The sequence below is a fragment of the Caballeronia terrestris genome, from assembly GCF_001544515.1.
GTDB lineage: Bacteria > Pseudomonadota > Gammaproteobacteria > Burkholderiales > Burkholderiaceae > Caballeronia > Caballeronia terrestris.
Genome location: NZ_FCOL02000273.1, coordinates 1 through 2,424, shown reverse-complemented (window position 1 = coordinate 2,424; position 2,424 = coordinate 1). Strand labels below are relative to the sequence as shown.

2 protein-coding genes are annotated in these 2,424 nt (G+C 58.1%); one reads left to right on the top strand and one right to left on the bottom strand.

What is annotated here, in order from left to right:
* Positions 1-739, bottom strand: a 739-nt coding sequence (locus tag AWB67_RS36400) for a branched-chain amino acid ABC transporter substrate-binding protein (RefSeq protein WP_143328479.1), incomplete at its 3' end; no start/stop codon positions are given.
* A 428-nt stretch (positions 740-1,167) separates the two neighbouring features.
* Here AWB67_RS36400 and AWB67_RS36395 point away from each other — a divergent pair.
* Positions 1,168-2,424: aminotransferase-like domain-containing protein (locus AWB67_RS36395; protein ID WP_087660690.1), on the top strand; the 1,257-nt coding region annotated here is incomplete at its 3' end.

The following is a 2,424-nucleotide window of genomic DNA, read 5'->3' as shown; positions in this document are numbered from 1 at the left end:
CTACCAGCGCGGCCTGCGCGTCGAACCCGCCGAACACGACCACGTCAGCGTTCTGCCCTCGAATTCGTGTCAGCACCGCGCTGAAATCCATGGTCTTGTCGGTCACGTACTCGCGCGCGACGATTTTCCCGCGCCGCTCGACTACGAAATCGCTGACCCGGTCGGCCAGGCCCTGGCCAAAGTCAGTCCGGTCATCGATGATCGCGATGCGCTTTGCCTCCAAGGTATCGATCAGATAGCGCCCCAGTTCTGCCCCCGCTATTGCATCCTGACCGATCACGCGAAACGAGGACCTGTTGCCGCGCAGCGTATAGGCCGCGCTCGTCGAACTCGGGCTTACCTCCGCGATATCGAACATCTGATAAATGCCGGAGACGGCGATGCTGCAGCCGGAATTGAAATGACCAACCACGCCCGCGACGGACAGGTCCGCGAGCCGCTGAGCCACCTGAGTTGCGACTCTCGGATCGCCTTGGTCGTCGAGGGAAACAAGCTCGAATTGCACAGGCCGTCCGTCAATCTTCGGGTCGCGCTGGTTTGCGTCCTCAAGCGCGAGGCGTGCGGCGTTCTCCATCTCTTTTCCGTCAGCCGCGGAAGGCCCTGTCAGGGGCGCCGCAAAACCAATCTGCACAACGGAAGGGCCCGCGGCTTCCGAGCATGGAATCGATACGGCAAGCAACGCGGCTAGCAGCCCGGACCTCAAAAAGCCAACGAATTCCAGTGCTGCCAGTCGTCTCATGATCTGCTCCCGGTCGATCTTTATCACCTTAGTTCAACCGCACACTGTTCGCCGCATACCTTCTTGTCGCCTCACGCATATCCATACAATAGAAACAAGTCAGGATAATTGCAAACAAGTTTTGAATTATTTTAGGATTGATTGCAATCAATCTTATACATACACGCATACAAGATTCAGTCCGTTCACAGGCTTGTTCTGTGAGTATTTCAATAGCAGTTTTTCTTTTCAAAGCTTTAGTGGATATCTCTCATATCCGCTTGGCCTTGTTGAGCAAAACCAATCTCACCCGAAGTAACCCGTACATACAATTCTTAAACAATTGACGTAATCGTTCAAATCATGTTCGAGATTCCCCGCACAAAATTGGAGCAAGATCGGAAAATGTTGCATACAATAAATAATATTGCTTCAGACGAGGCGCCAAGATGATGCACACAGCCAGCTGGAAACCGCGTCTCGAAGAAGGCAGCGGTCCGACGTATCAAGCAATTGCGAATGCGGTCGCGGAGAGCATCGGAAAGGGAGAGCTTCGCGCCGGCGATCGTTTGCCACCACAGCGAACACTCGCTGCGGCGCTCGGCATCGACTTCACGACAGTGAGCCGTGGCTACGCGGAAGCGCAGCGGCGTGGGCTCCTCGAAGCCCGGGTGGGACGTGGCACCTATGTCAAGGCTGTCAAATTGCAACCAGCCATATCGCACGGCGCCTCGACCGTCGATATGCTGATCAATCATCCGCCGAGCTTCGATGACCCTGCATTGGAAAAACGAATCTGGGAGGGCGCGCCGAGCGTTCTCGCCGAGCGCGGCATGGATATGCTGATGCGGTATCAGGTACCGAGCGGTGCGATGAGAGATCGTCTGGTCGGCGCCAATTGGCTGGCCCGACGCGTGCCGGGGCTAGGTCCCGAGCGGGTCCTGGTCTGCCCTGGCGCGCAGGGAGCGCTGCTTGCAACCTCGATGATGCTCGCGCGAGCCGGCGACACTGTCTGCGTCGAATCGCTCACGTATCCGGGTTACATGCTGCTCGCGAAAGAATTGGGAATTCGTCTTGCGGCCGTCGAAATGGATGATCAAGGCGCAAGGCCCGATTCACTCGACCAGATCTGCCGGAGCGATAAGCCGAAGGCGTTCTATTGCACGCCGATCATTCACAATCCCACTACGGTCAACATGCCCATTGAGAGGCGCCGCGAACTCGTCGAGGTAGCTCGCCGGCATCAGTTGCCCATCATCGAGGACGACAATTACTGGCCGCTGATAGAGGCCTCGGGCCGGCCCGGGACTTCACTCGACGACTTGCCGAGCCTCGCTTCGCTCGCGCCAGAGCTTGTCTACTACATCTCGGGACTCGCGAAATGCGTGTCTCCGGCGCTGCGTATCGCCTACCTCGCCGTTCCCGATCAAGGCAGCGCCGAGCGCGCCTCCGTGGTGATCCGCGCAACGGCGTCCATGGCGGCGCCTCTGAGCGCTGCTATTGCCACCTATTGGATAGAGTCCGGCTTGGCTGAAGACATGCTTCACGCAATATGCGCCGAAAGCGAGGCGCGTCAGGCCATCGCGCATCGCTATCTCGGCCCGGACCTCACGAATCCCCACGGTCACGGATTTCATTTGTGGCTCCCTCTTCCCATGCCGTGGACGCGCAGCGCGTTCGCCACGCAACTGAGGCTATCGGGCATA